The organism is Burkholderia sp. E168m23, from assembly GCF_016586125.1.
Lineage (GTDB): Bacteria > Pseudomonadota > Gammaproteobacteria > Burkholderiales > Burkholderiaceae > Burkholderia > Burkholderia orbicola.
Genome location: NZ_BCPP01001327.1, coordinates 1 through 1,421, shown reverse-complemented (window position 1 = coordinate 1,421; position 1,421 = coordinate 1). Strand labels below are relative to the sequence as shown.

The window sequence follows — 1,421 nt, the reverse complement described above, 5'->3', positions numbered from 1 at the left end:
GCATAACTTCGTATAGCATACATTATACGAAGTTATACGAGCACGCCCGTGACCGTGCTGCGCGGGCGCTTGCAGGGGCTCGCCGAAGGTGTGTTCACGCCGAGCGATGCGCTGTACCGCAGCCTGCTCGTGCAGGTCGAAGGGCTGACGCGGCTGATCGAGGATCTGCGCGTGGTCAGCCTCGCCGACAGCGGCCATCTGAGCATCGAGATCCGCGACACCGACCTGGCCGCCGAGGTGCGCGCCGTGGTCGACGTGTTCGCGCACGCGCTGCAGGCCGCCGGCCAGCATCCGGTGCTCGATCTCGACCCGCGGCGCATGTGCTGCGACCCGGTGCGCATCCGCCAGGCGTTGCTCGCGTTGCTGGAAAACGCACGCCGCCACGCGGTGCCGGGCGCGATCCGGATCCAGACCCGCATCGAAGACGGCATGTGCCGGCTGCGCGTCGAGGACGACGGCCCCGGTATCCCGGCCGAGTTCGCGCCGCACGTGTTCCAGGCGTTCCGGCGCGTCGACGAGTCGCAACCCGGCGGCACGGGCCTCGGGCTCGCCGTCGTCGCGGCGATCGCGCATGCGCATCGCGGCGCAGCGCTGTGCGTGCCGACCGGCGCCGGCGGCACGCGGTTCGAGGTGCAGTGGCCCGACGATCTCGTGCCGGCGCCCGAAAGCGAGCGGTTCCCGGCGTAACCTGGCGCCGTTACTCCGTTACGCCGCTACACCCTCACGCGCGCGATTCGCGCCCGACCTGGTCGAGCGGCGGGCTGAACCCGAGCACCGTGTATTCCATCGCCGATACCGTCCCGGTCCCGGCCGCGCCCTGCACGACCACCGTGCGCACCGCGCCGGCGCGGTCGAATTTCAGCCGCGTGCCGACGGTCGCGTTACGCAACGCCTCCAGCTCCTCGATCCGCGCGATCGCCAGCTTGCGTACCGCGCCGGACACGTACACGGGCAGGAACGCCAGCGCGATGAAGATCGACACCGCGTCCTTCGACACGCTGTCCAGCACCGGCCGACCCGACATCACGAGCGACAGCGACGTCGCCGCGACGAAGATCGCGAGCACGGTCGCACCGACACCGAGCGACGCGAGCCGCTCGGCCGCCTTTTTCATGCGGGCCTTCACGAGCGCGCGGGCGGTTTCGGACGTCATCAGCCATTCGCGCTGCGCACCGTAAAACCCGGCGATACCGAGGAACAGCGTCGCGGCCGCGCTGACCGCGATGCTGGTGTACAGCGCGCCGGCCATCACGCAGACGAATTCGAGCACGAACACGATCGCGAGCGGGCACAGCAGCAGACGGAACGAATAGCCGTCGCGGCCGTGTCCGCGGACCCACCATTTCACCGGCGCGAGCTGCCAGAAGCGGCTCTCCGGGCGGAGCGAAAGTTCGTCGTCAGTCAATGCTTCACCTGTGGGT

The 1,421-nt window shown here is 69.5% G+C and carries 1 protein-coding gene and 1 pseudogene; one reads left to right on the top strand and one right to left on the bottom strand.

What is annotated here, in order from left to right; genetic code table 11:
- Positions 1 to 42: 42 nt before the first annotated feature.
- A pseudogene (locus JMF90_RS36975) lies at positions 43 to 687 on the top strand (sensor histidine kinase); the annotation flags it as partial.
- 34 nt (positions 688 to 721) lie between these two features.
- Here the strand turns inward: JMF90_RS36975 and JMF90_RS36970 are convergent.
- Positions 722 to 1,405: a hypothetical protein gene (locus JMF90_RS36970; RefSeq protein ID WP_011548654.1), complete on the bottom strand. Its 684-nt coding sequence runs from the start codon at positions 1,403 to 1,405 to the stop codon at positions 722 to 724.
- Between the last annotated feature and the right edge of the window lie 16 nt (positions 1,406 to 1,421).